The organism is Micromonospora sp. NPDC023966, from assembly GCF_040639095.1.
In the GTDB taxonomy this organism is placed as follows: domain Bacteria; phylum Actinomycetota; class Actinomycetes; order Mycobacteriales; family Micromonosporaceae; genus Micromonospora.
On the sequence record NZ_JBEZZJ010000003.1, the window covers coordinates 135,494 to 161,120 of the forward strand.

Annotated in this window: 27 protein-coding genes and 3 pseudogenes; 2 read left to right on the forward strand and 28 right to left on the reverse strand. The window is 70.8% G+C overall.

The genetic code is table 11. The features are described from left to right. Positions 1-39 precede the first annotated feature (39 nt). The 4 genes from AB0F68_RS07010 to AB0F68_RS07025 form a co-directional block, all read right to left on the reverse strand. Positions 40-753 carry a hypothetical protein gene (locus AB0F68_RS07010; protein ID WP_357333440.1) on the reverse strand — a complete coding sequence of 238 codons (714 nt, stop codon included), beginning with the start codon at positions 751-753 and terminating at the stop codon, positions 40-42. Between the two features lie 342 nt (positions 754-1,095). Continuing rightward, a complete protein-coding gene (locus tag AB0F68_RS07015) occupies positions 1,096-2,346 on the reverse strand; it encodes a hypothetical protein (protein WP_357333441.1) in 1,251 nt (416 codons plus the stop codon). Between the two features lie 104 nt (positions 2,347-2,450). Next, a complete protein-coding gene (locus AB0F68_RS07020) occupies positions 2,451-2,576 on the reverse strand; it encodes a hypothetical protein (RefSeq protein ID WP_357333834.1) in 126 nt (41 codons plus the stop codon). After that, positions 2,555-2,803, reverse strand: coding sequence for a hypothetical protein (locus tag AB0F68_RS07025; protein WP_357333442.1), 249 nt, complete (start codon positions 2,801-2,803; stop codon positions 2,555-2,557). The genes AB0F68_RS07020 and AB0F68_RS07025 overlap by 22 nt, the downstream gene beginning before the upstream one ends. Positions 2,804-3,264: 461 nt before the next feature. Between AB0F68_RS07025 and AB0F68_RS07030 the strand changes: the two genes are divergently transcribed. After that, positions 3,265-3,465, forward strand: coding sequence for a hypothetical protein (locus AB0F68_RS07030; RefSeq protein ID WP_357333443.1), 201 nt, complete (start codon positions 3,265-3,267; stop codon positions 3,463-3,465). A gap of 21 nt (positions 3,466-3,486) precedes the next feature. Here AB0F68_RS07030 and AB0F68_RS07035 read toward each other — a convergent pair whose 3' ends face one another. From AB0F68_RS07035 to AB0F68_RS07130, 20 genes and pseudogenes are all read right to left on the reverse strand, one after another. After that, on the reverse strand, positions 3,487-3,723 hold the full coding sequence (locus tag AB0F68_RS07035) for a hypothetical protein (protein ID WP_357333444.1): 237 nt from the start codon (positions 3,721-3,723) through the stop codon (positions 3,487-3,489). 270 nt (positions 3,724-3,993) lie between these two features. Next, entirely contained in the window at positions 3,994-4,266 is a 273-nt protein-coding gene (locus tag AB0F68_RS07040; protein ID WP_357333445.1) for a hypothetical protein, read from the reverse strand. Positions 4,267-5,368: 1,102 nt separating this feature from the next. Then, a complete protein-coding gene (locus AB0F68_RS07045; protein ID WP_357333446.1) occupies positions 5,369-5,890 on the reverse strand; it encodes a hypothetical protein in 522 nt (173 codons plus the stop codon). A 68-nt stretch (positions 5,891-5,958) separates the two neighbouring features. After that, entirely contained in the window at positions 5,959-6,264 is a 306-nt protein-coding gene (locus AB0F68_RS07050) for a DUF3085 domain-containing protein (RefSeq protein ID WP_357333447.1), read from the reverse strand. Positions 6,265-6,326: 62 nt separating this feature from the next. After that, positions 6,327-6,620, reverse strand: a complete 294-nt coding sequence (locus AB0F68_RS07055) for a DUF1330 domain-containing protein (RefSeq protein ID WP_357333448.1) — start codon at positions 6,618-6,620, stop codon at positions 6,327-6,329. 33 nt (positions 6,621-6,653) lie between these two features. After that, entirely contained in the window at positions 6,654-8,042 is a 1,389-nt protein-coding gene (locus AB0F68_RS07060; protein ID WP_357333449.1) for an MFS transporter, read from the reverse strand. 41 nt (positions 8,043-8,083) lie between these two features. Then, positions 8,084-8,542: a MarR family transcriptional regulator gene (locus AB0F68_RS07065; RefSeq protein WP_357333450.1), complete on the reverse strand. Its 459-nt coding sequence runs from the start codon at positions 8,540-8,542 to the stop codon at positions 8,084-8,086. Between the two features lie 43 nt (positions 8,543-8,585). Then, positions 8,586-8,843 (reverse strand): annotated as a pseudogene (locus tag AB0F68_RS07070) (transposase family protein); the annotation flags it as partial. Between the two features lie 233 nt (positions 8,844-9,076). Continuing rightward, the gene (locus tag AB0F68_RS07075; protein ID WP_357333451.1) at positions 9,077-10,066 is read right to left on the reverse strand and encodes a DUF4192 domain-containing protein; all 990 of its coding nucleotides are present in this window, start codon (positions 10,064-10,066) and stop codon (positions 9,077-9,079) included. A 210-nt stretch (positions 10,067-10,276) separates the two neighbouring features. Next, on the reverse strand, positions 10,277-11,872 hold the full coding sequence (locus AB0F68_RS07080) for a VWA domain-containing protein (RefSeq protein ID WP_357333452.1): 1,596 nt from the start codon (positions 11,870-11,872) through the stop codon (positions 10,277-10,279). Positions 11,873-11,890: 18 nt separating this feature from the next. Further along, positions 11,891-13,015: an AAA family ATPase gene (locus AB0F68_RS07085; protein WP_357333453.1), complete on the reverse strand. Its 1,125-nt coding sequence runs from the start codon at positions 13,013-13,015 to the stop codon at positions 11,891-11,893. 256 nt (positions 13,016-13,271) lie between these two features. Beyond that, on the reverse strand, positions 13,272-13,574 hold the full coding sequence (locus AB0F68_RS07090; protein ID WP_357333454.1) for a hypothetical protein: 303 nt from the start codon (positions 13,572-13,574) through the stop codon (positions 13,272-13,274). Between the two features lie 40 nt (positions 13,575-13,614). Beyond that, entirely contained in the window at positions 13,615-14,709 is a 1,095-nt protein-coding gene (locus AB0F68_RS07095; RefSeq protein WP_357333455.1) for a DUF4314 domain-containing protein, read from the reverse strand. Between the two features lie 92 nt (positions 14,710-14,801). Further along, positions 14,802-15,941, reverse strand: a complete 1,140-nt coding sequence (locus AB0F68_RS07100) for a C40 family peptidase (RefSeq protein WP_357333456.1) — start codon at positions 15,939-15,941, stop codon at positions 14,802-14,804. Continuing rightward, the gene (locus AB0F68_RS07105; protein ID WP_357333457.1) at positions 15,890-16,408 is read right to left on the reverse strand and encodes a hypothetical protein; all 519 of its coding nucleotides are present in this window, start codon (positions 16,406-16,408) and stop codon (positions 15,890-15,892) included. The genes AB0F68_RS07100 and AB0F68_RS07105 overlap by 52 nt, the downstream gene beginning before the upstream one ends. 193 nt (positions 16,409-16,601) lie before the next feature. Further along, on the reverse strand, positions 16,602-16,865 hold the full coding sequence (locus AB0F68_RS07110) for a hypothetical protein (protein ID WP_357333458.1): 264 nt from the start codon (positions 16,863-16,865) through the stop codon (positions 16,602-16,604). Continuing rightward, entirely contained in the window at positions 16,862-17,434 is a 573-nt protein-coding gene (locus tag AB0F68_RS07115) for a hypothetical protein (protein ID WP_357333459.1), read from the reverse strand. Before AB0F68_RS07115 ends, AB0F68_RS07110 begins: the two co-directional genes overlap by 4 nt. A gap of 217 nt (positions 17,435-17,651) precedes the next feature. Continuing rightward, positions 17,652-18,290, reverse strand: a complete 639-nt coding sequence (locus AB0F68_RS07120) for a GGDEF domain-containing protein (RefSeq protein ID WP_357333460.1) — start codon at positions 18,288-18,290, stop codon at positions 17,652-17,654. A gap of 90 nt (positions 18,291-18,380) precedes the next feature. Then, positions 18,381-19,169: a MarR family transcriptional regulator gene (locus tag AB0F68_RS07125; protein ID WP_357333461.1), complete on the reverse strand. Its 789-nt coding sequence runs from the start codon at positions 19,167-19,169 to the stop codon at positions 18,381-18,383. A 708-nt stretch (positions 19,170-19,877) separates the two neighbouring features. After that, entirely contained in the window at positions 19,878-20,699 is an 822-nt protein-coding gene (locus AB0F68_RS07130; RefSeq protein ID WP_357333462.1) for a hypothetical protein, read from the reverse strand. 620 nt (positions 20,700-21,319) lie between these two features. Between AB0F68_RS07130 and AB0F68_RS07135 the strand changes: the two are divergent. After that, a pseudogene (locus tag AB0F68_RS07135) lies at positions 21,320-22,332 on the forward strand (IS630 family transposase). A 264-nt stretch (positions 22,333-22,596) separates the two neighbouring features. Here the strand turns inward: AB0F68_RS07135 and AB0F68_RS07140 are convergent. From AB0F68_RS07140 to AB0F68_RS07155, 4 genes and pseudogenes are all read right to left on the reverse strand, one after another. Further along, positions 22,597-23,079, reverse strand: coding sequence for a hypothetical protein (locus tag AB0F68_RS07140; protein WP_357333463.1), 483 nt, complete (start codon positions 23,077-23,079; stop codon positions 22,597-22,599). A 375-nt stretch (positions 23,080-23,454) separates the two neighbouring features. Beyond that, positions 23,455-23,790, reverse strand: a pseudogene (locus AB0F68_RS07145) (transposase family protein); the annotation flags it as partial. Positions 23,791-23,879: 89 nt separating this feature from the next. Beyond that, positions 23,880-24,785: an aminoglycoside phosphotransferase family protein gene (locus AB0F68_RS07150; RefSeq protein WP_357333836.1), complete on the reverse strand. Its 906-nt coding sequence runs from the start codon at positions 24,783-24,785 to the stop codon at positions 23,880-23,882. A gap of 238 nt (positions 24,786-25,023) precedes the next feature. Then, the gene (locus AB0F68_RS07155) at positions 25,024-25,500 is read right to left on the reverse strand and encodes a DUF4279 domain-containing protein (RefSeq protein ID WP_357333464.1); all 477 of its coding nucleotides are present in this window, start codon (positions 25,498-25,500) and stop codon (positions 25,024-25,026) included. Between the last annotated feature and the right edge of the window lie 127 nt (positions 25,501-25,627).

A 25,627-nucleotide genomic window follows, 5' to 3' on the forward strand; every position in this document is an offset into this window, starting at 1 on the left:
GGTGTCGAGCCCAAGTCGTGCGGCGGGGTCGGCATTTCGTCAGCGGGCTGCTTGCATGCCGACTGGGCAGGCCCGTATCGCGATGGTGACCTGGTTGCCCGCCGAGGGGTCGGTGACGCAGTGCAGTCCGAGGTCTGTGATGCGGCCGTCGCGTGCGTTCCACTCGCTGGCACCTGCGTCACGTCCCAAGATTGAGCCGAGCGAGTCGATCGTGGCCTTCCAGAGGTTCGGCCATACGCGGCGGGGCCCGACCACGAACGCAAGCTGGAGGGCAAGACCGCCGTCGGGAAGTGGTTGAGCGGCGGCGATCTGGTCGCGGATTTGCCGCTTGTAGGCGATGGTACTGGCCGACGCGGTGGTGCGTACCTGCAGCGAGTACACCCCGCCGGGATCCTGGACAGTGTGCGTCTGGCACACGGCGACCGAGGAGCTGCGCCCGTGCCGCTTGGTCGCCCACACCGACGCGAACTGTCGCCCGGTGGCCTGAGTCAGCTTCGGGACGAGCGGAAACAGGTAGTTGTCGAGGTCGTGGAGCGCGAGCAGGGGCACGACGTCCGGCAGCCCGATGTCCACGCGCAGGGCGAGCGGATCCGGAGTGACGGGCAGCTTCAGGGCGATGGCCGCCAGCACGTCGGCGGCAAACGCGGCGGAGCGAACCTGTCCGGGTGATCCAGCAGTGTCCCAGCTGGCCAGCGCAGGCGGAACGCTGAGTGTGCTGCCCACGAGCTCTGGCCGCGCATAGAAGACAGGCATAGTCACAGCTGAAATCTATCGCCAGACCAGAGCTCGGGCGCCCTCGTGACCGCTCGGTGCTCGAGCTGACCTCTCGTTTGCCTTCCCGCTCATGCCGGCGATCGCGCGCCAGAGCGCCACCGGGCAAGGTTCAGCAAGCAGCGCTCAGGACCGCAGAGGATGGGCCTCTGTCCCGCCGCCGCTCGGACGGGAAGTCCTGCCGATCGAGAGCAACGAAAGGACCTGATGACGAAGGTGTCCCGCTGGCATGGCCAGGACCGCTGAAGTGAAGTCTGCCGACCAATGCCGAGCCCGCCACTGCTTCAGGCCCATCGGAGAGCCCACGTGGCTGACAGTGCCAACTCAGTCTTGCTCCTCGCGATCCTCGTCGTTCCCGCGCCGACGGAGCGCTCGCTCGGCGATCCGGCTGGAGAGCTTGCCCGTCGCCCATTTGGCTCGGCCGAGGGTCTCATCGCCGAGGCGCCTGGCGGCACCAACGCCCTCTGCTCCCGTCTCGAGCGCCTTGTCCCTCGCCTCCTTGGCCGCGTCCGTCCATCGTCTCGCCTCCGATGACTGTCGATCGCCCTCGATCCCGAGCCGCCCGTGGAACTCGACGATGGCGATCGAGACATAGTTGCTCGCCTTCACCACAGCCGGGGAGTCCATCGGATTCAGCAGCACCTTGGCGTTGGCTCGGCCCGCGGCCGCCTCCATGCGGGCCAGCAGGCGCTCGGTGCACCGGGAGATGAGTTCCAGCCGGTTCTGCCGGGCAGCCCTCAGCCCGAGGCGATGCCCGTCCAACTCTCCCGGCGACGCGTCCAGCACCCGGTCGAGTTCGAGCACGGCGATCGCGTCCTGCAGCTGGAAGCAGCGAGCCAGGACAGCGAGCCACTCCTGTCCCTTGGACTCTGCTTCCTTGGCCGCCTTGGCGAGATCACCGATCGTGGTCTTGCGCTCCAGCTTCTCCGCGAGCGCGTCGAGTTGACGCAACGCGTACGCCTGGGTTTCTGCAATCGTCGCCGGCGCGCCCTGCACCTTCGACCAGGTGACTTCGTCGACCCGGCCGCGCTGCTCGCGGATGGTCATGGACTCCTCGATGACGAAGCCCACGCCGATCATGCGGGCCAGCACGGCGTCCTTCTGGGCGCGGAGCACATCGTCGACCTTTTCGTCGATCGTGGCGAGGTAGTCGGTGATCTCTTTCATGCTCTGTTGCATCGCAAGCTGCGCCATGATCCCCGCAGCGCCGGCCAGCAGCGCCGGGTTACCCGCGATCGCGCCGGGCCCCTTCGAGATCTGGAGCCATTTCTGGATCGAGCCCGGCTGCCCCACCATCGCGTGGCTGACTCCTGGAGTCTTGGTCGGCATCAGACCGAACTTGTGGACAGTCTGCGCGGACTCCTTGGTCAGCTGCACCCAGCGACCCGAGTGGGCGGCGATCTCGGAACCCGTCTGTGCCGCGGCCGCCCCGGCACTGAGGACAGACCCGAGCCGAGGCAGTCCGAGGTCCGTCGACGGCAGTCCCTCGGAGACGATGAAGCGTTCGACAGCCGTCGGATGTCCGATGACTGCCAGCCCATCGCCGTCACTGATCAGCTGAATCTCGTTATCCATCGTCGGCTCCTGACGTACGTGCGGGGGAAACAGCTGTGCATAGTTGAGGGGGTAGCGCGGGCTGGCGTGTCGAAACCGGGTAGGTGTCGAGGCATTCTGGCCCGTCAGGGCGTGACGACGGCGTCCCCGGCCAAGGTGAAAATGCCGGTGGCGATCGTGATGGCTTTCAGCTTCGTGCCCTTGGGAACCTCGAAGTAGAGGTTCGCTTTCACCGAGTTGCCAGGGTTGATCTCGTCGAGGAAGCCCTTGGCGTCGTCGTTGCCGTAGAGGGCGGCCTCTCTCCGTCGACGTCGTGCTCGCGGCCGGAGGCGTCCAGAGCGGTGATGGTGCCGTCGGCGTGGAACACCTGGCCGGGTGGCGGCGGGATCTGTCCGGCGGGGACCTGCGGGAACTGAGCGGTCGGCGGCATCAGCTGCTGGCCGGGCTGGTTCTGGGCAGGGTCATAGGAGGTGGTCATGGTTGCGGAGGTCTCCCAGGCTGCATGGCGCGCTGCCCCGTATCGAGCGCGCTACCCCCAACGCTCTCACGGCGTCTCCGCAGGTGCCTCCCCCGTAAGTCCTGACCCAGTCGCCGGTTGCCTGGGGCAACATCGGATGGGCGGTCCACCGTCCGACGATGAGCGCCCGCCCGGTCGCGCTCCGGCAGCGGCATTCCAGACCGGGTCGGCCTCGTCGTCGAGCAGCAGCGGCACGTCGTACCCCGGCAGGTCTAGCCCCGGGCGCACGCACAAAGCCCGGTGGAGCCATCGCCGATGCGCGAAGGCGGTGTTCTCACGTCGATCGCAGTCACCACGGTCGGCTCACCTGCGCCTAGCGCAGTCAGCGCGTCCGTGGCGGCGGTCGCACGTGTTCCAGGTGGAAACCTGGTGCTGCGCGTGGCCGCCACGTCACCGGCGGGAGTCGGTGCGACACTGGCCGCATGACCCGCGAGGCACCGAGCGAAGCCGAGCAGCATGGTTGGTACGGCTACGAGGTGGGATCATTTCAGCGGGCATCGTTCCTGCAACGAGTGCAGCTGCGCTGGTGGCGCATCCGGTACTGGCGCAAGCACCGACGCGCCCACCAGGCCGCACTGGAGCGGTTTGCCGCCTGGCAACGCGAACGGGAACAGCTGAGCTGAGCAGGGCCGCCCGCCTAGCAGTCAGTCTGCCGTCTCGGAGGCGGGCTGCCGGTACTGGTAGACCTCGACGTCATCGATCCTGTCGTCGAGGATGTAGACGTGCTCCACTGCGGGTGTCGCGACATCGCTCGCCCCGACGTAAGAGCCCGTCTGAGGCAGCTTGACCACCGCTGGTGGCCTGCCGTCGGCGGCGACCTCCACAGGCATCAGTCTCCCGTCGACCGGCCCACCGCGAAACCACGCCTCTACTGCCACCATCCGGCCATGATGACGCCCGGCGCCTCGCTGTGGCGACACCTTCGTCATAAGCAAAGTCATCCCTGAGCTGAAGGCAGGTCCGCTGCGCTGTGGTGCGATCCGAGCGCCAAGCGCTGAAGGCCGGCCTGCTCACCCCACTACGCCTGGCGATGCGGCAGGGGTCAGTTACGACGTTGGTAATTCCAGCGGACCCAGTAGCCGCGGCGGGCCTTGCACCGGCAGACGATAGTCCTGGGCGGCAGGCGAAGGGGCCTCGTACTTCAACGGCGATCAACTCCCTGCCGTGGGTCTGTGCTCGGCTGATTGTGGCGGGTCGACCTCGACGAAGCCGAAGAGCCGTTCGATCAGTTGCAGCGATTGGGTGCGGTAGCGGTCTGCGAAGCCCCGACAGATTGCCGGCTTGGCCTCTGGCTGACCGTAGTGCGGCAGTGTCTGATGGCAGACGATGAAGGCTTCGCGCTGGCGGGCTTCGGTAAGGAGGTCGCGCAGCCGGCCGGGGGCGAGGTGCATTCGGTTGCCGGGGCGAAGATGCAGGTGTCGCACTGCCGTGACAACAGCCGTGACTTGCCGAGGACCGGGTCGCCGACGCTGATTTCAGCGTCGCCGTCGCACTCGACGTCGGGTTCCAGAACGGGTTCCATGACGTTTCCTTTCGCATGTTCGCAGCGGCGCCGCCGGCGACCGCCGCCCGTTGCGGACCGAATTGAGGTTGAGGTGTTGAAGCGGGTGCGCGATCGGTCCGCGACGGACCGGGATCTCCCAGGGCGCCGCGCGGACTGCCCGCGGGCTGGGGAGACGATCAGCGCCGACCGTGCCACGTACAGACCCCGTGGGTCCGACTGCCGGTTGGCCGGTACGTCAGCCCGTGCGCGGTCGTCGGGCACCGGCAGCGCCGGACCGGGTGGGCTGTTCCGCTGCCGGTCAGGCGGCGCGTGGTGAGGCGGTCGGCTGCGGGCGCGCGGGCCGGAACCACCCGGCGAACCGGGCGGTAGGTACGGGCACTCGGGCCCAGCCGTGAGTGGACGGGGCAGTTCGGGTCGCGGCCTCGCAGGCGCGCTGGGCGTCCCGTACCGGCGGGCACGGGTATAGGTGGCCGGCGCAACACAGGTTGGCGCAGCGACGTGGCTGATCGGGATGGGGTTGGTGGGCGGCGGCGACGTCGGTGGCGAGCAGCCACAGCAGGACGTCGTTGACGGTGCGCGGCACGGCGTGGCGGTGCGGCAGCTGCACGGCTTGTTGCCTCCTTCGACGCGTTTGTTTCGTGGGTCCGCCGCCCCTGGCCAGCGGTGTGGGGTGTCGCTGTCGGGTTCGCCAGGGGCGGCGGCTGGATGCAGTGACGCTCGACTTTCCGCATAGATCAAGTCGTGTTCACGTGGCGAGGGCTTCGGCGCCGTTGGTTCGTCGGCCGGTGGTTGAGGAAGCAGCTCGGTGCGGCGGGCTGTCGTGCTGGTAGTCGCCGAGATAGTGGTCGTAGTGCGCCGCAGGCCGGAGTCCGGCGGCGCCAGGCGCGGCCGTGTTCAGCTCGGCGCCGTCGTGTCTGTGGGCGTTGGTGTGGTCGTGTGCGGCGAAGCAGCAGGTGCCGCGGGTGCGGAACGGCGGCCGTGTGTGCGGAGCCGAGCGATGGCCAAGCCTCGGACCGTGGCGGTCACCTCAGATCGGCCGGTTCGTCGGCGGCCGGGTCCACATCGCCGGGGTCGGCGCCGTCGCGCTCGCTGCCGTCCCACTCAAACCGCGCTCCCACCTCTGCGTCGGTGAGGGCGGTTTCGACGGCTGCTTCGGCGGTGTCGAAGGCATCCTCGCGGCCGGTAGCGGTGACCTCGAGGAGGACGGACAAGGTGAGGCGGACCTGCCAGCGGCGGGGCAGTGCTGGCAGATCCAGCGCGCTCAGCACCCGGTCTGCAGCGTCGGCGTCGATGTCGTGGGTACTAGCGGCCTCCCGCAGGGATCGCCACACCTGCCGGCGGAGGTGGGCCAGTGCGTACGTGGCGGCGGCTGGCGGCTGGGCCTGCGGCGGGGTGTGTTGGTGGTGCAGGTGAGCGTGGATCTGGGCGGTGGTGTGGGTGAGCCATCCCAGTGGTGCGGGCTGGTCCGGGTGGAACATGTTCCAGGCGTCGAGTAGGACCGATTCCAGGGTCGGTGGTGACGCCGTCGTCTCGGGTGTGGTCATCGGAGATTGCTCCTCGAGAACGGGAAAGGTCCCGCCGCCCTGGCGGGCGGCGGGACCGTCGGCTGATGTCAGGGCTGGCGGCGGATCCGGGTGACCCGCACCTCGTGGGTGTCGGGACGCACGGTCAGGTGCAGCCACGGGTAGCCGGCGGCTGCGGCGGTGCGCAGGGTGGTGATCAGCGGGGTGGGTTGGTCGGTGAGGTGCAGGTGCTCGCCGAAGTCGTCGCCGCCGAGATCCGGGTCGCGGCGGTGGCCGTCGGTGTCGGGGTTCCAACCGCGGGCGTAGACGACGAGGCTGCTGCCGGGCCGGTTCGGATCCTCGAGGCGTGGCACGCCGCTGGACATCAGGTAGACGCCGTGATCGTGGACCCACACCAGCGCGCCGGGGCAGGTGATACCGACTTGGTGCTCGGCGAACGAGGGCGGCTGGACTTCGGTCAGTCGATGCCTTCGACGATGCGGAAGTCGCGCTGGACGCCGTCGGAGAGGGCGACCAGCGCCTCCTGGTAGGCCGCACTCTCATGCGCCGCGACGGCCTGCTCGAAGCTGTCGAATTCGACCAGGACGGTGCGCTCGGCGATTCCGGCGTCATGCGCCACGACCCGACCGCCGCGGACGAGGGTCCGACCGCCCCCGGCCTTGACGGCCGGACCGGCCAGCTTGTTGTAGGCAGCCAGCTTCTCAGGGTCTGAAATGGTGCGGTAGACGCTGACCCAGTAGCCCTTGGGCATGGAACCTCCAGTGTTGGGATGAGTGCATCTGACTTACGCGTTGGTCTCGGACGAGCGTCGGCGGGCGATAGCGAGGCTTGTCAGCGTCGTGATCGCCATGGCGCCGATGCCGACCAGCGCTGCGGTGGTGTAGGCGCTGTCGTCGGGGAAGAGGTGGCCGGGGCCGGTGCCCGCGGCGAGGATCAGGCCGCCGATGGCGCTGCCCAGGGAGTACCCGACGCTGCGGACGACGTAGTTGAAGCTCATGGCGCTCGACGTCTCGCTCTTGGGGGTGACGGCCAGGATGACGCCGGGCATCGCGGCCGAGAAGCCGCCGACGCCGAAGCCGAGCACGCCCATCGCCGCGAACAGTTCGGCCAGGTCCGCCCGGGCCGCCGCGAACAGGGCGAACCCGCCGCCGACCACGACGGCGCTGCCGGCCAGGAGCAGGGGGTCGGCGATCCGCGTCCGGACCCGCGGTGTGAGCTTGCCGGCGACGAACCCCAGCACCGAGAACGGGATGAGGACCAGCCCGGCGACGAAGGTCGTCAGCCCGAAGCCGTAGCCGGCGCCGTGCGGCGTCTGCGCGTACCGGGTGATGAGCGTAAGCAGGAGGTACATGCCGATCCCGCCGACGAACATGGCGAGGTTCGCCCCGGCGACCGCCGGGTGCCGCACCGCCCGCACGTCGACCAGGGGCGTCGTGCTGCGCAGCTCGATGACGGCCCAGACGCAGAGCAGCACCACCGCGACGACGGCGAGGCCCGCCGCCACGGCGAGGTGCCGGCTCCACAGATTCGGTTCGCCGGCGAGGAATAGCACCAAGAGCAGCGCAGCGGCCAGGACGACCGCGCCTGCCACGTCCACGTGGGCGGAGCGGCCTTCGGGGGCTTCGGGCATGGAGCGCCACGCGGTCAGGAGGGCGGCGGCGGTGACGACCAGGCCGAGGCCGTAGGCGGCCCGTACCCCGCCGAGCTCGGCGAGCAGTGCGGCCAGCGGGTAGCCGACGCCGGCCCCGATGATTGAGACCACCGAGATCAGGGCGATCACGGCCGCGCTGCGCTCCTCGGGGAGGTGGTCGCGGGCCACGCCCATCATCAGCGCCGTCAGCCCGAGCCCGACTCCCTGGGCCGCCCTGCCGGCCAGCAGCCACGCGAACGGCAGCGGCAGCACGGTGAGCGCGCTGCCGGCGACGACGACCGCCAGCGTGGCGAGGATCGCGGCCCGCCGGTGCGGGCCGGCTCCGAGCCGGCCCAGGACCGGCGTGGCGACTGCGCCGCTTAGCAGCGCGACGGTCAGCGTCCACTGCGCGCTGCCGAGCGAGACGTGAAACGAGGTCGCCACGCTGGTGATGAGCGGCGTCCCAAGGCTGGCGACCGCCGCCACCACCAGAGCGATGAACATCAGGGCGGGGACCAGCAGCCGCGCCTCGGAACGCGCCACCGGGAACCCATTCGCCGCAACCCCGCCGACCGGCTGCCCCGTCACTGCTTCGGCCCTTCGCGGTCCTGGCTTTCGAGCTCTGCCAGATGCTTCAGCGCCGGAAGGGCCGCCACGAGCGCCTCGATCTCGTCGCCGGTGAGCTCGCCGATCAACCGCTCGAACGCGTGGACGCCCGCCTGGCGCCGTTTCCGGACATAGGAGGCGCCGGCTTCGGTCAGGCACACCAACGTGACCCGCTTGTCGGACGCGTCGCCCCGCCGCTCGACCAGGCCGGACTCCTCCATCACCCGGACCAGGGCGGTCATAGCGGGCTGGGTGACGCCCTCGACTGCGGCCAGATCGGTGATGCGCCGCGGGCCGGTCCGGTCCAATGTGGCCAGGGTGGCGGCGGACGTCAGGCTCATGTCCCGGGGCAGGCGTCTCGCGGCCCTGGTGGCCAGGCCGTAGAGGGCTGCCCCGATGGCGGCGGACGTGCCAGAAGCGGCGTCTTGAGGGCTCATGCTCGAAGCATAGCCTTTTTATATTCATAGTCTATGTAAGCGGTCAACTGGCGCGGGCGGCCTCGACCGCTGCTTTGTAGCCGGTGACGACGACTTGGTCGTTGCAGTCCTTGTCGAGGCCGAGGAAGCCCAGGTCGGCCAGGGCGCCGAGGCCGGCGGCTTTCAGGTGCACGACGATGTGGTCGTGGCGGGCGGCGGTGACGCCGTGGGTGCGCCCGGGTCTCGCGGCGCAGATCCAGATCAGGCGTCCGCGTTCGTCGGTGAGCGCGAGGAAGTGCAGGCCGTGGCGCTTGTCTTCCCCGAATAGTTCTCGCGGTGCCGCAGTTCGTGTGGGGGTCGCTGAGGACGTCGGTGGCGCCGGTTAGGGCGACCAGCCGCGGTGATGGTGCCTGCTGCGGCGAGCTGCGCCTTCACCTCGTCGGGCGATGGGCGCAGGCGTCGGGGGGCTTGCTCGGGTTGAGGGTGTAGCCGTGGCCGTGCGGAAGCCCGGATACGGCGTCGAGGAAGGGCGGTATAGGTCGTTTCTCCTGCGGCTCAGAACGGAGGCTGCCCGATGCGTGGCCAGCCATCCAGCACGGACGGGGGGAGCCCGGCGCGTAGCGCTTGGTCGATCACGTGCGCGAGGCTGTAGTCGGGGTCGGCGGCGAGGGCACGGTCCACGGCGACGGACGCCAGGGCCCCATCGCCGCATCGCCAAGCGGTGAAGGCGAGCAGGCTGGCCGGCGCCGCCGCGAGGGGCGGGTGGGCGCGGCGGGTGATGTCGGTCCACATGGGCACCTGCCAGTCGTCGCTGGCCTCCCAGGCGGCGTCGCGGATCACCGGGTCGGCTAGCAGGACGGTCAGCCAGGCCAGCTCGTCGTCGTGGAGGACCTGCTCGTCGCGGTAGCGGTCGAACGCGGCGGTCACCGCGTCGACGCCGGCGCGGATGAGGCCGTCGTGCCCGCCTCGGGCGAGCAGCGCGCGGCGGCGGGCGCGGGCCGCGATGGTGGCGCGGGTGACGGCGACGCGGGCGGCTCCGCTGGTGGGGGCGATGCTGGCGATGAGCGCCGCCCGATCGGGCAGGGCTCGGCAGCCGGCGACGATGGCGTGCATCGTGACGTCACTGCGGTGGGGGTCGAAGGGCGTCCCGTCGGTGGGGCAGCAGGCGGGGTCCTGGCAGAGGTGGGAGTAGTAGTGGCCGTCGGTGACCCTCAGGGCGTCGAGGACGTCGAGGCCCGCGGCGGTGAGGCGTGGGGTCATGGCGTCCATGACGGGAGTGACGGCGGTGGCGGGCCCGTAGCCGATCACGATGACGCGGGCGGCGGCGGCGTGGCGCAGTAGCCGGACGTGCGAGCGGGCCATTCCTTCGATCCAGGCGTCGACCTGGGAGGGTTCGGGAAGGTCGGCGCGGCCTGCGACGACGACTCGGGTGCCGGCGACGCCGACGGTGACGAAACTGTCGGTCGGGTGGAAGCCCAGCAGGTACGGCACTGCGGTGATCAGGTCGGCGGGTGAGCCGACCGGCAGCCGGTTGAAGTCGGTCATGGTGTCTCCTGTCGTTAGGTGAGGTGAAGGCGGGCAGGGTCGATCGGCCCTGCCGGGGGTGCGCGAATGTCGTGCCGGTATCCGGCAAGGGCGATGGAGGTGCGGGATGGGTTCCGCGGGCCTGCTGGCCAGCCGGTGGTGCGTGGCGGCGCCCGTGGCCCCTGTGGGCTGCGCGGTTCGACCTGGACGGTGTCCGGCTGCCAGGAGGTGTCAGGCGTGCTCGAGGGCGGTGACCGCGGCGTCGGCGATGTGTCCGATGGCCTGCACGGGGTCGGCCACGGTGAGGGTGGTGGTGTCGGTGAAGGTGTGCCCGGGCAGGTCGGCGGGGCGCAGCCACAGCACGCCGCAGCCGGCCCGGTGCAGGGTGGTGATCAGCCGTTGGGCGGGTGCGATGTCGGGGAGGTCGCCGTCGGAGACGACGGTGAGCATTCGCAGCCGGCTGGGCTGACGTAGCTGCAGCAGCTCGTCGGCGAGTTTCACCGCGTCGGTGAACGCCGTGCTGCCGCCGTCTGCCCGTAGCTCGAGGACCTGCTGGGGGTGCTGGCGGGGTGGGACGAGCAGGGTGACGTCGCTGCCGAAGGCGATGGTGGCGGTGACCGCCTGATTGGCGCGGGCGGCGTGGGCCAGCATCCACCCGGCTGACGACATCGGCGCCGCCCACGGGTGCATGGAGAAGGAGGCGTCGACGATGACCCCAAGGTGCAGTGTCGGCTTCGGCGGCGGCACCTGAGCGCGGCGCTGCCACGGGGTGGCCGTCGGCACGGTCCCGGCGGCGATCTGCGCCTTCGCGGTGATGGCGTGGCGGGTGCGCAGCCGTCCCGGCGGGGTGACGCTGGGGCGGTCGTCGGGTTCGGGCTGGTGGGTGCGGGCCCGCCGTAGTCGGGCGGCGAGGGTGCGGGCGGCGGCGCGTTCGGCGTCCGCGGGTTTCCGCAGCGACCAGGTGGTGGGCGCGGAGAACAGGGCGGTGAGCTGCTGCGCCTGATACTGCGCGGGAGTGAGGCCTGCGGTGTGGGCGAGGTAGTCCGCCAGTGCCTGGGCGAGCACACCGGCGAACACGCCCGCGTCGACGGTGGGGGTGTCCGGTTGGTGGCGGGGGTCGATGCCGAGGATCTGGCACCACCGCCACGCCAGGTCAATCATCGCGTCGGCATCGGTGTCGCCGGTGGTGTGGGCTTCGCGCCACACGTCGCGTAGCTGCAGCAGCCGTTTACGGCCGAGGATGGCGGTGACGGCGGCGCGGACACCCTTGATGTCTTTGGCGGTGATGATGCGGGCGTCGACCCGAGCCAGGAGCAGCCCGGCGAGCTGGCCTGCGTGCCACAGGTCGTCGACGGGAGCGTCGGCGGGGCTGACCAGGGTGGTGACGGTGTGGCGCAGCCACCGCCGGTCACCTCGCCGGCGTGCGCGGTGCCGGTTCTCGATGCGGGACTCCTCGAGGAGCTCGGCGACGGCGGCGAGGACGGGTGGGGTGCCGGGCGGGGTGCTCCACTGGCTGTGAACGGCGTGGGCGGCTTCGTGAACGAGCAGCCCGTAGGCGGTCGGGACCAGGCGTTTGTGGCCGGCGCGGCGCGGGTTCGCGACGTCGGGGGCACCGATGTGAGTGGCGTCGACTTCGATGCGGCCGGCCGCGGGGTAGAAGCAGGCTGGTGCGCCGCCGCCGGCGCCGGGTGCGACGGTGACGGTCAGGTCGGTGCGGCCGGTCAGTACCGGCATGTGCCGGGTCCACGCGTCGCTCCACTCCTGCCAAGCCGGGTCGCCGCCGCTGGGCTGGGTCGGGCCGGGCTGCAGGTGATGTGGTTGAGGCATCAGTACTCCTTCCAGGGGTCAGCGCTGCTTGCCGAGGGTCAGCGGGGTGATCTCGGTGCCGAAGTGCTGCCGCAGCGCGGCGAGAACCTGCTCCCGGTCCTCGTCAGGTGCGCGGCCGGCCAAGTTGGCGGCCGCGGCGGGCAGGCCGAGGGTTTTGCGGACGCGGGCGAAGCCGAGTAGCTCGCGTAGCTGCGGGGCCCAGCTGACCCGCCCGGCGGCCAGGTCACCGTTGAGGGCGACGGCGGCGGCTACAGCGGGGGAGGGGACGCCGAGGTGGCGGGCGAGGTCCCAGTCGGTGGTGACCTCGATGTGCACGTCAAACCGGGAGGCGAGCGCTTCGGTGAGTATCGCGCCGTGCACCCCCGGGTTGTGGCCGGCGATGACGTAGAAGCCGTCGGCGGCGTCGACGCGTTCGTTGCGGTAGCCGGGGATGGTGATGACCCGCCGTCCGTCCATCGTGGGGTAGAGCACGGCGAGGACCTTCGGTGGTATGAGGGTGGCGTCGTCGACCAGCAACGCCCGCCCCTGCCGCATCGCCGTCACGAGGGGCCCGTAGACGAACTCGAAGCCGCCGTCAGGCAGGGGGATGAAGTTGCCGAGGAAGTCCTCCACGACGGTGTCGCCGGTGCCGGCGACGGTGAGCAGGTCCGGGAAGGCGGCCTCGACCAGGGCGGTCTTGCCGGTGCCCGGCGGGCCGTAGAGCAGCACCGGTATACGCTTTTCGCGTAGCCGGCGCAGAACGTCCACATCGGTCGCCCCCGCGAGCTTTCGCGGGAAATACAGGTCCCCGTTGGGGCGGGTAACCGGCTGCCGCCGACCTGCCCCGGGACGTCCTTGGCGGGGTGTACGCGGGGCGGGCGGTGGCAAAGTCCCGGCGGCGTCGACACCGGCCTGCGTGATCTGGAAGCGGTGCGGGCCTGTGGTGTGGGTGGCGTATCCGGCCGCCGCCATCTTCTTCAACGCCTCGAATACCGCCCCGGTGGACGGGGCGGCGATCGCCGCGGTGAGCTCCCCGACCTTGAACACCTGATCGGGGTGCGCGGCGAGGTGAGCGGCGACCCGCCGGTAGAGGTAGCCGGGCCTGCGGCCGTCGGCTGGCTGCGGGGTGGGGTCGCTCGGGTCGGGTGGGGTTGCAGGATCCATGCGGGTCCTCCTGTCATAGGGGCCCGCGCACCCGTCTCCGAGTGCGCGGGCAGTGGATGTGCGGTGTCCGCGCGGCGGAGACGGGGAGGTGCTGGGACAGCCCCCGGGGCAGGGGCCGCGCAGCAACTCCGTGAGCTGCTCAAAGGGCAGCCCAGGAAGGGCTGCCGGGGGTGGTGGTGTCGCCGCCACCGGCGGTGGGCGACGACAAGGAACGCACCCAATCCCGGATCGATCAAGTCGATCCGCCGATGAGGGCCTACCTGCGGCGGAGAGTGACCTCGTCGCGGGGGCGGCGGGCGATGGTCACGGTCAGGCCGAAGACGCTGCCGTCGGATAGCTCCAGCCACACGCCGCGGTCGAGGGTCAGGACGCCGGCGTCGCGGTAGACGCGGGCGGAGGTGACGGTCACCGGGGTGCCGTCATCGTGGGTGAGCTGAGGCAGGTCGGCCTCGTCGCAAAGCTGATCCAGGTCGGCGCTGGTGAGCAGGCGCGCCACGAGGGCCTGAAGGATCTCCTCGTGGGCGTATTCGCCCAACTCGTCGTCGCTGTTGTCGAGCATGCTGTGGTCCTTTCGGTGTCGGGGTTGGTGCCGGGCGGCGTTAGGCCTCGGGTGCGGGCGGATGGGGGATGTGCCCAGCGATGCGGTCACAGTCGTAGGGGTGCACCGCGATCCAGGTCCAGGCGCGGCCCATCACGGTGTACCGGCCGTGCGCGTCGGGCGTGATGCGGTCGATGGCCTCCGGGTCGTCGTACACCCGGGTCTCGTCGGCCACGATGACGTCGCCGTCGAAGCGCAGGCGGGCCAAGGACTGGTCGACCATCTGCTCCTGGCGCTCACCGGTGATCCCGTCGGCGGCGAGCTGCTGCCGGTAGCGGTCGCGGGCATCGTGCTGGTCGGCGACGATCGCCTCGGCCACCTGCCGCGTGCAGGTGAACACCGCCCACCCGTTCCACGTGTCGACCAGGGTGCCGACGAACCCGACCGGGATGCGCAGCTGCCCGTGTTCGTTGGACGTCCACGCCCAGTCGCCGGCGAACACGCCCGGCCCGCCCAAGCCCACCCTGTCCGGGTACACGTGGCGCAGGTCCCGGTCGTCACCGTCGGGGTGCAGCACCACGCGGCACTGCCGCGCCGCCTCGGCTTCGGCGGCACCGTCGTACCCGTCGCACCACGCCCACCGCGCCTCGTCAAACTGCTGCGCGGTGGGCCGCTCCCATGCCGGCGCGTCAGGCGGGGCATGGTCGGCGTACCGGTCGGCGTCGTCGGCCAGGCTGCATCGGTCGGCGGCCGGCAGCCCGTCAATGTCCCGACCCCCTTCGATGGCGGTGAGGGTCTCCCAGGCGGTCGCCGCCACGTTGCCCCTGGCCCGCCCGCCGATGGTGTCCTGCGCCCACCACGCGGCGGCGTCCCGCCCGGCGGCCTGTCCGGCGGTGCGCAGCGCGTCGAGCCCTCGCGCCCAGTCAGCGTCGGTGAGGCGACGCACGCGGTCGCCCGCGGCGAGCAGCATCGCCAGCTGGGAGTCGCTGTCCCACTGCACGTCCAGCACCTGCTGGCGCGGGTCGAAGCGGCGCACCGTGCCCTTGTCGCCCGGCCGCAGCCGGGTGTGCGGGTCGCTGGTGTGCTCGAGCGCCACGCGGTCGCCCGGCTGGTAGCTCGTAGCGTCCTCGGCGTCGTTGTTGTTGATTGCGCTCACGGTGATGTCCTCTCTGTTTGGTGGAGGTCGGAGGTGATGGCGGTCCGGAAGACCCGGCTACGCCACTGAGGGATCCGCGGTGTCGCGGACGGTCAGATCGCGACGCGGCGCACGGCGGCGAGCTGCGCGACCCACCCGGACAGGCGGGTGATCTTGACGACGTCGCCGCTGTGCGGGGCCTGCACGATCAGTCCTTGGCCCAGATACATGCCGACGTGGCCGGGGCGGGTCGCGCTACCGCGGCTGCCGGGGATGAACAGCAGGTCCCCGGGCCGCAGGTCCCGGTGGTCGGTGACCGGCTGGCCTGCGTCGACCTGCTCACTCGTGGTCCGTGGCAGGCCAACGCCGGCCGCCCGATACGCCTGCTGCACCAGAGAAGAGCAGTCGCACTGGCGGGCGGGAACACCGGAGCGGGGCGCGGTGCAGTCCCCGCCGAAGGTGTAGGGGGTGCCGAGCTGGGCCAGGGCCCAGCCGACCGCCGTCACCACCTGCGCCGGCGTGCCCGGCGGCAGCGCGAACCCTGCCGGTAGCGACGCCTGCTCGCTGCCGGGTTGGCCGTCGCCGCCGTCGAACAGGCACAGCGGGTTGCTCATGGCCTGCTCCAGATCGGCGGCGACAGGCCCGGCGGGGGTGCCGCCGGTCAGGACGCGGACCAGGGCGATCGCGTCGTCCTCCCAGCGGGCGTAGGCGCCGGGGTAGGCGGATCGCTGCACCGCCTGGGCGGCGTCGGTCAGCGCCTTGGCCTGCCAGCCGTCGACGGCCAGCAGCGCCTGATAGAACCTCCCGGCCGCGTAGCGCGGGTCCCGCAGTTGGGCAGCTGTGCCCCAGCCCTGCGACGGGCGCTGCTGGAACAGGCCCACCGAGTCGCGGTCCCCGCCGGGCAGGTTGCGCAGGGTCGACTCCTGCATGGCGGTGACCAGCGCGATGACCCAGCCCCGAGGCGGAACCTTCAGGTTCCGGCCGACGGCAACGATCACGGCGGCGTTGGCCACCTGGTCGCTGTTCCACCCGGCGGCGCCGGTCGCGGGTGGAGACACGGCGATGGTGGACCCGGCGCTGACGGTGCCGTAGCAGGCCGCCGAGGCGCTGCCGCCGCCGGTGAACAACGCCCCGATCCCGCCCGCGCACGGCACCACCACCGCGATCACCGCGGCGGCGACGGCGGCGAGGGCGCGGGCGTTCACCGCGATGCTCCCGCCGCCGCTGCCGTGCGGCCAGGCTCTGCCAAGCATCCGTGCGCGGTGGCGGGCCGCGGCAGGCATCCCGACAGGGAGTACCGGGCGACGAGGCTGCCGTCGTCGGTGTGCACGGCGACAGTGGCGGCGGCCGGGTCGAGCAGGTAGATCCAATCGACGTCGAGGTGCCGGGCGTGGCACAACGGGAACACGGTGACCGGTTCCAGCACGTCCACTGTCCCGTCGGCGCAGGTGGAGGCCAGCGGCATGCCGACGCCCGGCACCGGGTGCTGGCCGGCGACCCCGGAGTGGGTGGCGGCGGTGATGTCCGGGTCGAGGTACTCCCAGTCGCAGACGAGGATCGCGGTGACCAACGCGCGAGTGTCGTAGCGGGCGTGCCGGGCCCAGATCGCGGCCAGGCTGGGCAGGATGACGCTCGGGTGGCCGTCGCAGAGCACGAAGCGGGCGTGCGCGAGGCGCGGGCGGTCGGGTTCGGTGACGCCGACGTAGCAGTGGCTGCTCACGGGACAGGACTCCTTCAGCGAGAGGCGAATGAAATGGGGTGCGCCCGCCCGCATTGCGGCGGGCGGGCGCATTCGGGTGGTGGGGGAGGCCCGGACAGGCCTCGCTGGCGCGAGCACTGCTCGCGCGTGGCGACGCCCATCGGTATCGCCATGCCGGGCGCGTGGGATGGGTGAAGCTGTCGGCGCCGTCCGGTCAGGGCTGGCCGTGGTCAGGGCGGGGCGGCCAGGTGGCGGGCCGGGGGCGCCAGCCGAAGATCGGGTCGGTGGTCTCGACGGATCCGCAGCGGGTGCACCGGGTGTAGGTGTCCTCGCCGTAGCCGGCCATGGACGGCACCTCGTCGGAGACGATCTGGTCGACCGCGCCGCATACGCGGCAACGGATGGACGCGCCGTCGGGACCGCACACGGCGAAGATCGGCTCGTCGGGGTCGGTGTCGCGCGGCGGCTGCCCGGTCATGCCGTGCTCCAGTGGGGGTGACGGGCGGTGGCGGCCACCAGCGCGGCCAGTCCGGGCTGGGTGGCGGGGGTGTCGTCCGGGTCGGGCGTGTCGTCGACGACCAGCGCCGGGTGGTCCTGACCCAGGTGGTGGGTGAGTTGGTAGACGCGGCCGTCGGTGTCGACGGCGTCGATGCGGCGGACCTGCCTCGGCTGGCCGTCGTGAGTGAGGATGTCGTCGTAGCAGGCGGCCCAGGCCAGCAGTCGCACGTCGGGCTGCGTCGCGCGGATCAGCCGGACGATGGTGTCGAGGGTGGCCGGGTAGGGTGCCGCCGCCTCCGGCTCGTCGAGGTTGGCGGCGAGGCGGTGCAGCAGCGTCGGCAGCCCGGTCGGATCGGTGAGCAGGTCGTCGCGGTGCAGCGGGAACTCCACGCTGCGCATCTGGCGTACCGGCGTCGGCCCGTCGGTGGTCAGGGGCCGGTCGTGGATGAGCAGCAGCGTCACGGGCCGGCCCCAGTCCAGCGTGTCGGCGTCGGCGTCGACGGCCAGCAGGCATCCGGCGAGGGTGTGGACAGCGGCGAAGGACAACACAGAGGTCTCCTTGTCATCGAGCAGGAAAGAGGAGGACCCCGCAGCCGGCGGCTGCGGAGTCCTCGGCATCAGGAACGGGCCCACTGGTGGGCGGGGGACCGGTGGGCTTGGCCCGGCCGGCGCAGACCCGGGGCAGCCGACGCGGCGGTCCGGCATTGCTGGGCGTGGCGGTCGGTGCAGGTTTCGGCCGGCGACGTGCGGGCCGGGCGCCCGGTGGTCAGCGGTAGTGGCGGTCGCGGCTGCGCCGCCCAGCTGGGGCGGCGCGGGGATGGTGCTCACACACGCCGCTACCGGAGCGCTTGGCCTGGTACATGGCCGTGTCCGCCTCGGCGAGCAGCTGGCGCGGGCTCGTGTGCCGGTTACCGCTGTGCGTGTGGCCGACCGAGGCGGCCATCTGAAGGTTGCCGTTGACCACGCGGATCGGGGCGGCGGCGATGACCTGCCAGGCGGCGTGGGCTGCGGCGGCGGTGTCGTCCCGGTCGCCGGCTACGAGCAGGGCGAACTCGTCGCCGGAGAGCCGCGCCGCGGTCTGCACCGGTGCGGGCAGGCCGGCCAGGAGCCGTGCGATCCGTTCGAGCAGGTCGTTGCCGGCGTCGTGGCCGAGGGTGTCGTTGACGGCCTTGAACCGGTCCAGGTCGAGCAGCACCACGCCGACCGGCGTGCGGTCGGCGAGCGCGGCACGCAGCCGGGTGAGGAACAGCCGCCGGTTGGGCAGGTCGGTGATGTCGTCGTGGGTGGCCTGGTGGCGGGCGGCCTGCAGGGCTTGCTGCTGCCGCCAGAGCAAGGCTCCGGCGAAGGCGAGACCGGCGAGGATGCCGCCGGTGGCGGTAGCGATCGTGTTCAGGGTGGGAGACACTCGGGACGCTCCTTCTTCGGTAAGGAGCACCGGGGGCGGGCGTGAGTCGCCAAACTTTGACGCCCGCCCTCGGGCTGCCGAACGGGTGGGCTACTCGCCGCCGCTGGCGGGGACGAGCTGGAAGGTGGCGGGGCGCTCGACGGTCTGGACCGCCTTGCCGGAGGCGACGAGCTTGATGGCCGCGTTGGCGACCGCACCGGCGCTGGCCTTGGCCGCGCCCGTGCCGGCGTTCGCGGCGTCGATGAGCTTGCACAGCTCGCCGGTCCTGTAGGCCCGATCGGGGTGTGCTTCGAGGATGTCCAGGACGGCCCCGCGCAGCGACCCGCCCCTACGGCGCGCCGCCGCCGAACGGTCCTCGCCGCGCGGCCCGTCGCCACTGTCGTGGCTGTCCGCAGGCGCCTGGCACGCCGGGTCCGTTGCCTTGTCCGCAACGTTGCCGACGGTGGACTCCCCGGCGTCCAGTGCTTCCGGCTCGGGCTCCTGCTGGGAGGCCGGAGAGCTGTCGGGCGGTCCGTTGGTGTCGGCTGCGGTCGACGGGTCGGTGCCACCGGGTTGGAGCTGCGCCTCGGCGGCGTCAAGCGAGGCAACCTCGGGGTCGGTGGCCGGTGCGGGTGCGTCGGCCGCCGCTGGCTGCGGGGTAGCGGTGGTGGCGGCGCGGCCGGCGTCGGTGAGCCGCCACAGGGTGCGGCCGTCGCCGGTGCGGAACCGCTCGGCCTGTCCGGAGCCTTCCCAGGCGCGCAGCTTCGGGGTGGTGGTGGAGTAGCCGAGTCCGGCGTGCTCGGCGACCTCGGCGGCGGTGGCCTGGGCGAGTTCGGCCAGCGCCGCGAGAACCTTGAACGCGCTGTGCGCGGGAGGGCCTTCCGTGTGCGTGTCGGTCATGCCAGTTGTCCTTTCATCGTTCGATTCGGGGCGAGGTCCGCGCACTGATCCACGCGTCGAAGGCGGCGGTGATCAAGTGCATGGACCGCATCTCGGGACAGGCCAGAGGCCTGGTTCGGCGCAGCCGGGCGTCGCGTGGCCGGATCCGGCAGAAGCGAGGCACTAGCGGTGGAAGGCGCCGAGGCCGCCAGCCGGCGGGAGGCGACGATGGTTCTTGCGCGCGCGGCGCTCCCGTCAGCGCGGACTGCCGCCGAACCCGCACCGGCGCAGCGTGTGTGAATCGGCTGGTGGTTCGTGGTCGAAATGACCCGCCGGCGTTACTACGGGCAGCGGCACCGTGACGGCCGTTGGCATCTTCTGCGGCATGAGTGGGGGCCGGAGCGGCTCTCGATTGGCAGGTAGAAGAGGAAACAGCGGCCTGTCGCCGGCCCCGGCTTAGAGGGGGCCCCGGGCCCGGGGCGCTGGCGATGCGCGCCGGCCGCCTCCGCACGGCCCGCCAGCCAGCAGACGGCGACCGCCCCTGGCGGCGGACAAGGTGCCGGCCGGGGTGGAGGCCAGATGTGATGCGAGATCGGTTGGACTCGGCCGGCGCGGGGGAGCGGCAGCGGTCCGCAGCTCGATTGCCGATGCGGCCGACAGCGGCAGCGTCAGACTATGGGCGGAGGTCGGGTCCCTCACGTGACGGTGAGGTCGGCGGCCGGTCTCGTACTAGAGAGCGACGGCGAGCAGCCGCTGATCTGGGCCGAGGGAATCGATGTGGGCCAGGGCCTGCTCCAGGTAGGTGATGCGGTCAGCGAGGGCATCGCTGGCCGGGGCGAGCTTGCGGCCACCGGCGGTGAGCATCCCATCGCCGACGACCGCGCTCGCGGCGCGGTAGTGCTGGTAGGCGACTTCGCCCGCCTGGTACATCTCCAGCTCCCCGGCGGACGGTTGCCCAGGACCGAGGGTGGCGGCGTGCAGACGCATGGCTTGTATGCGGGGCTGGGCGTGAAAGTCCGCGATCGCGGCCTCAAGCGGGTAGCGGTCGGGGTCGGTGAGGTGGCGGGTTTCGAACATCGGCCAAGGGGTGGCCGCTCTGGTGCCGTGGACCACCTGCTGCCAGACCTGGTGGCGGATGCCGGCGCCCACGGCGGCGGCGTGGCGCATGCCGGCCAGGTCGAGCAGCCGCACCGGTCCGCCCGCGCACTGCGCAGGGCGGCCCTTGCGCAGCCCGATCATGAGATGGTGCTGCCAGAGCCGCAGCCGCGGCACCGCCCAGAACAGGGCCGTGAGGCTGCCGGTGACACCGAAGTGGGTGTCGAGATGGTGGCTCGTGAGCGCCGCGGCGGGCAGCGCCTCGGGCAGACAGATCACCATCGTGGCGATGCTCGGGGCCGGCGTCACGGTCGGCCGCGATGCGCTGGCGGCCGCCCGGGTGGCGGCCGGTCGGGGCCCTGACGGCGGCGCGGCCTTCGCGGCGGCCGGTCGTGCGGGGACGGCGGGCACGCGGCTGCCGTGGCGGGTCAGCGGAGTGCCGTTGACAGGGGACATGCGTGATCCTCCTTCGATGGACTTTTCGCGTGGGCGCGCAGGAGTGACCGGCCCACGAGGCGCGGGTCGGCTACAGGTGGACGGGGAGATGCAGTAGTGCGAGTGGCTGGTCGACCTCGAGGGGCCGCCGCGCGGGACGTGTGCCGACCGGCCGAAGCAGGTGGGCATCGCATACGGCAGAAATGCGGCGGAGATCCCTGAGATGGGACCGGACCGGGATGCTGCGAATGTGGGTGGTGTTGGCCGAGACGGTAGCGGCCCGATCTGTCAGCGCCCGTCGCCCCGTCGTGGCCGGCAAGCGGTGCTGACCTGCGATGTCAGCCCGCGTCACGGCCGCGCCGCCGGGGTTGCCGGTCGCCTGCCAGATCAGGTGGGTCTGACAGGCGACCGGCGACGATGACAGATGCACGTCGCCGGCCGGGCGCTAGTGCTCTGACCACGAACGTTCACGGTGTTGGATGACACGCCGTCTGGCCTGTCGGCTGGGCGGCGTCGTGGCGGTCAGGCTGTGGCGGTGGCAGAAACCCGTTCGCGTACGGCGGTTCAGCGACCAGGAAGGTCAGCAGCTGCTCAGAATCACTCGCCGGGGAACCGGTTCACCGATTCGATTGAGGCGGGCGATGGTCGTGCTCGCGTCTGCCGGTGGGAACACGGTGCCGGCCATCGCTCGTCTGGTTCAGGCCGACGAGGACACGATCCGGCTGGTCATCCACCGGTTCAACGAGATGGGGATGGCCAGCCTGGACCCTCAGTGGGCGGGTGGCCGTCCCCGCCAGATCAGTCCTGACGAGGAACAGTTCATCGTCGAGACGGCCGACACCCGCCCCGAGAAGCTGGGGCGGCCGTTCACCCGGTGGAGCATCCGCAAGCTCGCCGACCACCTACGCGTGAATGCCACCCGCCGGGTCCGGATCGGGCGGGAACGGCTGCGGCAGATCCTGCACCACCACAAGATCACCTTCGAGCGGACCAAGACGTGGAAGGAGTCCACCGATCCGCGGCGGGATGCCAAGCTCGCCCGGATCGAGTACGTGAACAGCCACTTCCCGCAGCGGGTGTCGCCTTCGACGAGTTGGGCCCGCTGGTCATCCGTCCGCAGGCCGGCACCGGGTGGGCGCCGGCCGGGCACCCGCACCGGCTGCCCGCGAACTATCACAAGCTGCGCGGTGTTCGGCAGTTCCACGGCTGCTACTTCGTCGGCGACGACCAACTCTGGGGTGTCGTCCGACGGCGTAAGAGCGCCGCGAACACCCTCGCGGCGCTCAATCCGATCCGCGCCGCCCGTCCGGACGGAGCGCCGATCTACGTGATCCTGGACAATCTGTCCGCGCACAAAGGCGGGAAGATCCGGGCGTGGGCGGCCCGGAACAAGGTCGAGCTCTGCTTCACCCCGACATACGCCTCCTGGGCCAAGCCGATCGAAGCCCAGTTCGGGCCGCTACGCACCTTCGTCATCGCCGGCTCGAACCACCACAACCACACCGCACTGACCCGGAAACTGCAGGCCTACCTGCGCTGGCGCAACGCCAACGCCCGCCACCCCGACGTCCTGGCCGCCCAACGCCGCGAACGAGCCTGCATCCGCAGCGAACGACAACAACGATGGGGCCCACCCGCCACCCGAGCAGCCTGACCCCAACACCGTCAACGTTCGTGGTCGCGGCACTAGCTTGGCGACGCTCAGCAGGCGGCCGTTGACCGCCCACGCGGGCTCGCAGTCTCCACCAGCAGGGGCGGTTCATCATGGTGTCCGGCCTCAGCAAGTCGGTTCAGCGCTGACCCCACCACACGATCGCCGACACAAAGCAAGTCAGCGCCTGCGCGTCAGTCGGAATCGGCGAAGGCAACTCGAGATCCGGCTCCTACGAGTGGCCTTTAGTTGCCGTTCCCGCGCCAGCTACGTCTCGAGAATATTCCGCAGGTCGCTCAACGACTGCTCGCTAAGCAACGACGGCGTCGCTTCAAGCATCAACTGGACGCCTTGCCCGAGCTGCTGCTCGGTGAGCGTCACCATCGCGCTGTCCAACTCCATCGTGTTGCTACCAACCTCGCTCCGCACGTCAAGAACCGTCTGCAGCTGCTTATCTGCAAACAGCCTCGCCGCCAAGGTTGCGACGATGCGCCGCCGCGCTTCGGCCTTGCTCATTCCGGCCCGGTATGCATCGAGCACGGCCACCACGTCGTACGACGCTTCCGCAGGCGCAGACTCCACTGGCCGCACCGCTTCGACCGGGCCCACCGTCGCCTCTACATGGATGGCTTGGTCGCCACCGCTACCGATGCTGGCCAACGTTCTCCAGGCTGACGTCGCAACCGACGCCACCGCCGACCCCACAGCCGGGATCGCCGCAGTCACAGCCGGAATCGCCTGCTCGCTCACCCACCTCACAATGTGCGGCCTGGCATTTTCAAGAACATCGCGGGCCACGTCGACAGCGAGGTCACGAAACATCTGCTCGAACTCGGAGCGAAGGGATGACTGTGAACCCATCACACGTCGCCGTCGACCGTGTCGCGCGTGACCTGGCTCAGCCTGACGCTGCTCTCGTCAAGCGGCAGGAGACGGAGCTCTGCAGGGCTTTCCATTGGCTGGCAAAGACGCGTTGCGTCGTCAGAGCTGAAGCACATCACTCGGTCTGGCATTGCTGACCCTCATCCCCCGAACCGCCCGCACCGCGCTGCATCGTCGCAGACACGTCGCAGAACGCGCCACCCGGCAGTGCTTCCGCACCCTTAGTTGACTGAGGAAGACGGTCGTGCCGTTGACGATCGCGATCTGGTCGCGCGGGCGGCGCCGGACCGGGGCCAGGGCCAGCAACGGGCTGAGGCTGTCGATGACCCGGTGCGCGGCCGAGTGCGAGACCCCGAACAGCGGCCCGAGCTGGCGCATCGTGAGGTTGGTGCGCCAGTAGGCGGCCACCAGCAACACCCGGTCGGCCAGGCCCAGGGCCCACTGCCGGCCGCGGCGGCCGTCGGCGATGGCGTCCCCACCGCGCTGGGCGACCAGGCGGACCAAGCGGCGGAACTGGGCCGGCTGCAACCCGGTAAACGGGTAGATCCACTCCTGCCGCGACGCCGAAATCACCTGCACCCGACCATAGTGGATCATCGCTGCGGAGCACCGGATCGGGTCGCCGTGGCGGGACCTGTCGACGGAACTCGCGGCCTGGGAGATCGGGGTCAGCGTGTGGCGGCATCCGTGAGGATCGTTTCGAGCCTTGCCCGGCACTCGGCGACGAAGGCGGGCCAGGTGTTCCAGTAGTACGAGATGCCGCTGATGCCCACGGCGATGGCCCAGGCCCGGGCGTGCGTCCAGCTGTGATCGTCGAGGTCCACGGCGTTCCAATACGCCTCCCGTGCCTGGTACGGCAGGTCCCAGACAGGGGCATGCTCGGCAGTCGGGGAGCCGACGGACAGACCGCCGAAGTCGATGACGGCCTGCAGTCGTCCATCGGCTACCAGGAGATTGGCCGGCCTGAGGTCGCCGTGGAGCCAGACGTGCGGCCGGGAGGGCTCGGGAAGCCCGATGGCGGCATGCCACAGTCGTTCCAGGGACTCGACGTCGAGCTCGGCGGCGATATTGGTCCGACAGTCCTCGAAACAGCTTCTGATCCACTCGTCGCACGCCGTCAGACTGCCTCCGCGGTACCAGCTCAACTCACCCGCGCGGGCAACGCCCATGAGGTCGATGCTGTGCAGCTCGCGGACGAACGTCGCCAGGTCGGTACCGAAGGACTTCCAGTCTTGGACCGTGGTCGGACCGGGTTCCGCCCCGTCGATCCAGCGGTAGACCGACCAGGGTATTGGGAACCCAGCGGCGGGCGCACCGGCGTGGACCGGCTCCGGAATCCGGCACGTCAGCAGCTTTCCGAGCCGCGGGAGCCAAGTCCGCTCCTTGTGTAGGGCCCGCGCCTTGTCGGCTGTTCGTGGAACCCGGACGAGGAGATCGTCTCCCAGTCGGTACATGGTGTTATCAGTGCCCGCGCCGGCCGGCGACATCGACAGCGTGGCCCACTCCGGGCGCTGTGCCCGCAGCAGTGACCGGACAACCGCCTCATCGGCCGGGATCTCGTTCTCGTGAAGCATCACGCTCGAGATCCTTCCGTCGCGGGCGACGCATGACCAGCCGATAACCCAGAGCGCCAGAGTCCCGCACAAGGCGACTGACCGCGGCCCAGGACCTTGTTGGGACCACAACCACCATGGCTTCCGAGTTGCGAGACAGCCCTTAGACAGTTAGGTCGACCTTGCGGAGTCAGTAGGTGTCGATGTTAGGGGCTCGTAGGAGTGCATGGGCGGGGTGGACGGGCGAGGGCATGCTGGGTCATCCGTAGGCGTATTCGTCGATGTCGAGTTCCGCGTGGGTGCGTCGCAGGAAATCCAAGGCTCTGGCGTCGAGGTGCCAGCCGAGGAGCTGGTGTTGCCCGGGCAGCTTTTCCAGTCCCTCGACTGGGCTGGTGAGATCTTCGTCCTCGCCATCGGGGTGTTCGAGGACCCGTACGACTTGCAGAGTGCTTGAGCCGGGGCTGCCCTCGATTTGGTCGAGTTCGGCGGCCAGTTCACCGATTCGGTCAGCATGAGCGTGCAAACGATCAAGAATCTGGTCAATCTGCTCGTCCACCGTTAAGCCGGGTTTCCGGCAGACGATCCGCCAGGTGTGCGAAGCGGGTATGGACGGCTGGGTCCGGCGGCTGCCGCGGATCCTAACCTCGTCGGGCTCAATGCCCAGGCGGGCGGTGATGTCGGCGGCCGGAACCTGGCGGGAGGCCAGCGCGAAGTAGACGTACTGGTGCACGCGCATGGCGGGACCCTATCGACGATGACGGCCGAGTGGCGCTGTCATTTAGCGCCGGCAAGCGGATCGCCCGACCCGACATCGCGTTTGAGCTGCACGTCCGGGGAGGCTGGAAGGTCTACAACGCCCGACG

Bases quoted from the DNA above. Each gene is read 5' to 3' on its own strand.
- AB0F68_RS07010 (WP_357333440.1), bottom strand. From the start codon at position 753: ATGCCTGTCTTCTATGCGCGGCCAGAGCTCGTGGGCAGCACACTCAGC.
- AB0F68_RS07015 (WP_357333441.1), bottom strand. From the start codon at position 2,346: ATGGATAACGAGATTCAGCTGATCAGTGACGGCGATGGGCTGGCAGTC.
- AB0F68_RS07025 (WP_357333442.1), bottom strand. From the start codon at position 2,803: ATGACCACCTCCTATGACCCTGCCCAGAACCAGCCCGGCCAGCAGCTG.
- AB0F68_RS07030 (WP_357333443.1), top strand. From the start codon at position 3,265: ATGACCCGCGAGGCACCGAGCGAAGCCGAGCAGCATGGTTGGTACGGC.
- AB0F68_RS07035 (WP_357333444.1), bottom strand. From the start codon at position 3,723: ATGGTGGCAGTAGAGGCGTGGTTTCGCGGTGGGCCGGTCGACGGGAGA.
- AB0F68_RS07045 (WP_357333446.1), bottom strand. From the start codon at position 5,890: ATGACCACACCCGAGACGACGGCGTCACCACCGACCCTGGAATCGGTC.
- AB0F68_RS07055 (WP_357333448.1), bottom strand. From the start codon at position 6,620: ATGCCCAAGGGCTACTGGGTCAGCGTCTACCGCACCATTTCAGACCCT.
- AB0F68_RS07065 (WP_357333450.1), bottom strand. From the start codon at position 8,542: ATGAGCCCTCAAGACGCCGCTTCTGGCACGTCCGCCGCCATCGGGGCA.
- AB0F68_RS07075 (WP_357333451.1), bottom strand. From the start codon at position 10,066: ATGACCGACTTCAACCGGCTGCCGGTCGGCTCACCCGCCGACCTGATC.
- AB0F68_RS07080 (WP_357333452.1), bottom strand. From the start codon at position 11,872: ATGCCTCAACCACATCACCTGCAGCCCGGCCCGACCCAGCCCAGCGGC.
- AB0F68_RS07085 (WP_357333453.1), bottom strand. From the start codon at position 13,015: ATGGATCCTGCAACCCCACCCGACCCGAGCGACCCCACCCCGCAGCCA.
- AB0F68_RS07090 (WP_357333454.1), bottom strand. From the start codon at position 13,574: ATGCTCGACAACAGCGACGACGAGTTGGGCGAATACGCCCACGAGGAG.
- AB0F68_RS07100 (WP_357333456.1), bottom strand. From the start codon at position 15,941: ATGCTTGGCAGAGCCTGGCCGCACGGCAGCGGCGGCGGGAGCATCGCG.
- AB0F68_RS07110 (WP_357333458.1), bottom strand. From the start codon at position 16,865: ATGACCGGGCAGCCGCCGCGCGACACCGACCCCGACGAGCCGATCTTC.
- AB0F68_RS07125 (WP_357333461.1), bottom strand. From the start codon at position 19,169: ATGACCGACACGCACACGGAAGGCCCTCCCGCGCACAGCGCGTTCAAG.
- AB0F68_RS07130 (WP_357333462.1), bottom strand. From the start codon at position 20,699: ATGTCCCCTGTCAACGGCACTCCGCTGACCCGCCACGGCAGCCGCGTG.
- AB0F68_RS07150 (WP_357333836.1), bottom strand. From the start codon at position 24,785: ATGCTTCACGAGAACGAGATCCCGGCCGATGAGGCGGTTGTCCGGTCA.
- AB0F68_RS07155 (WP_357333464.1), bottom strand. From the start codon at position 25,500: ATGCGCGTGCACCAGTACGTCTACTTCGCGCTGGCCTCCCGCCAGGTT.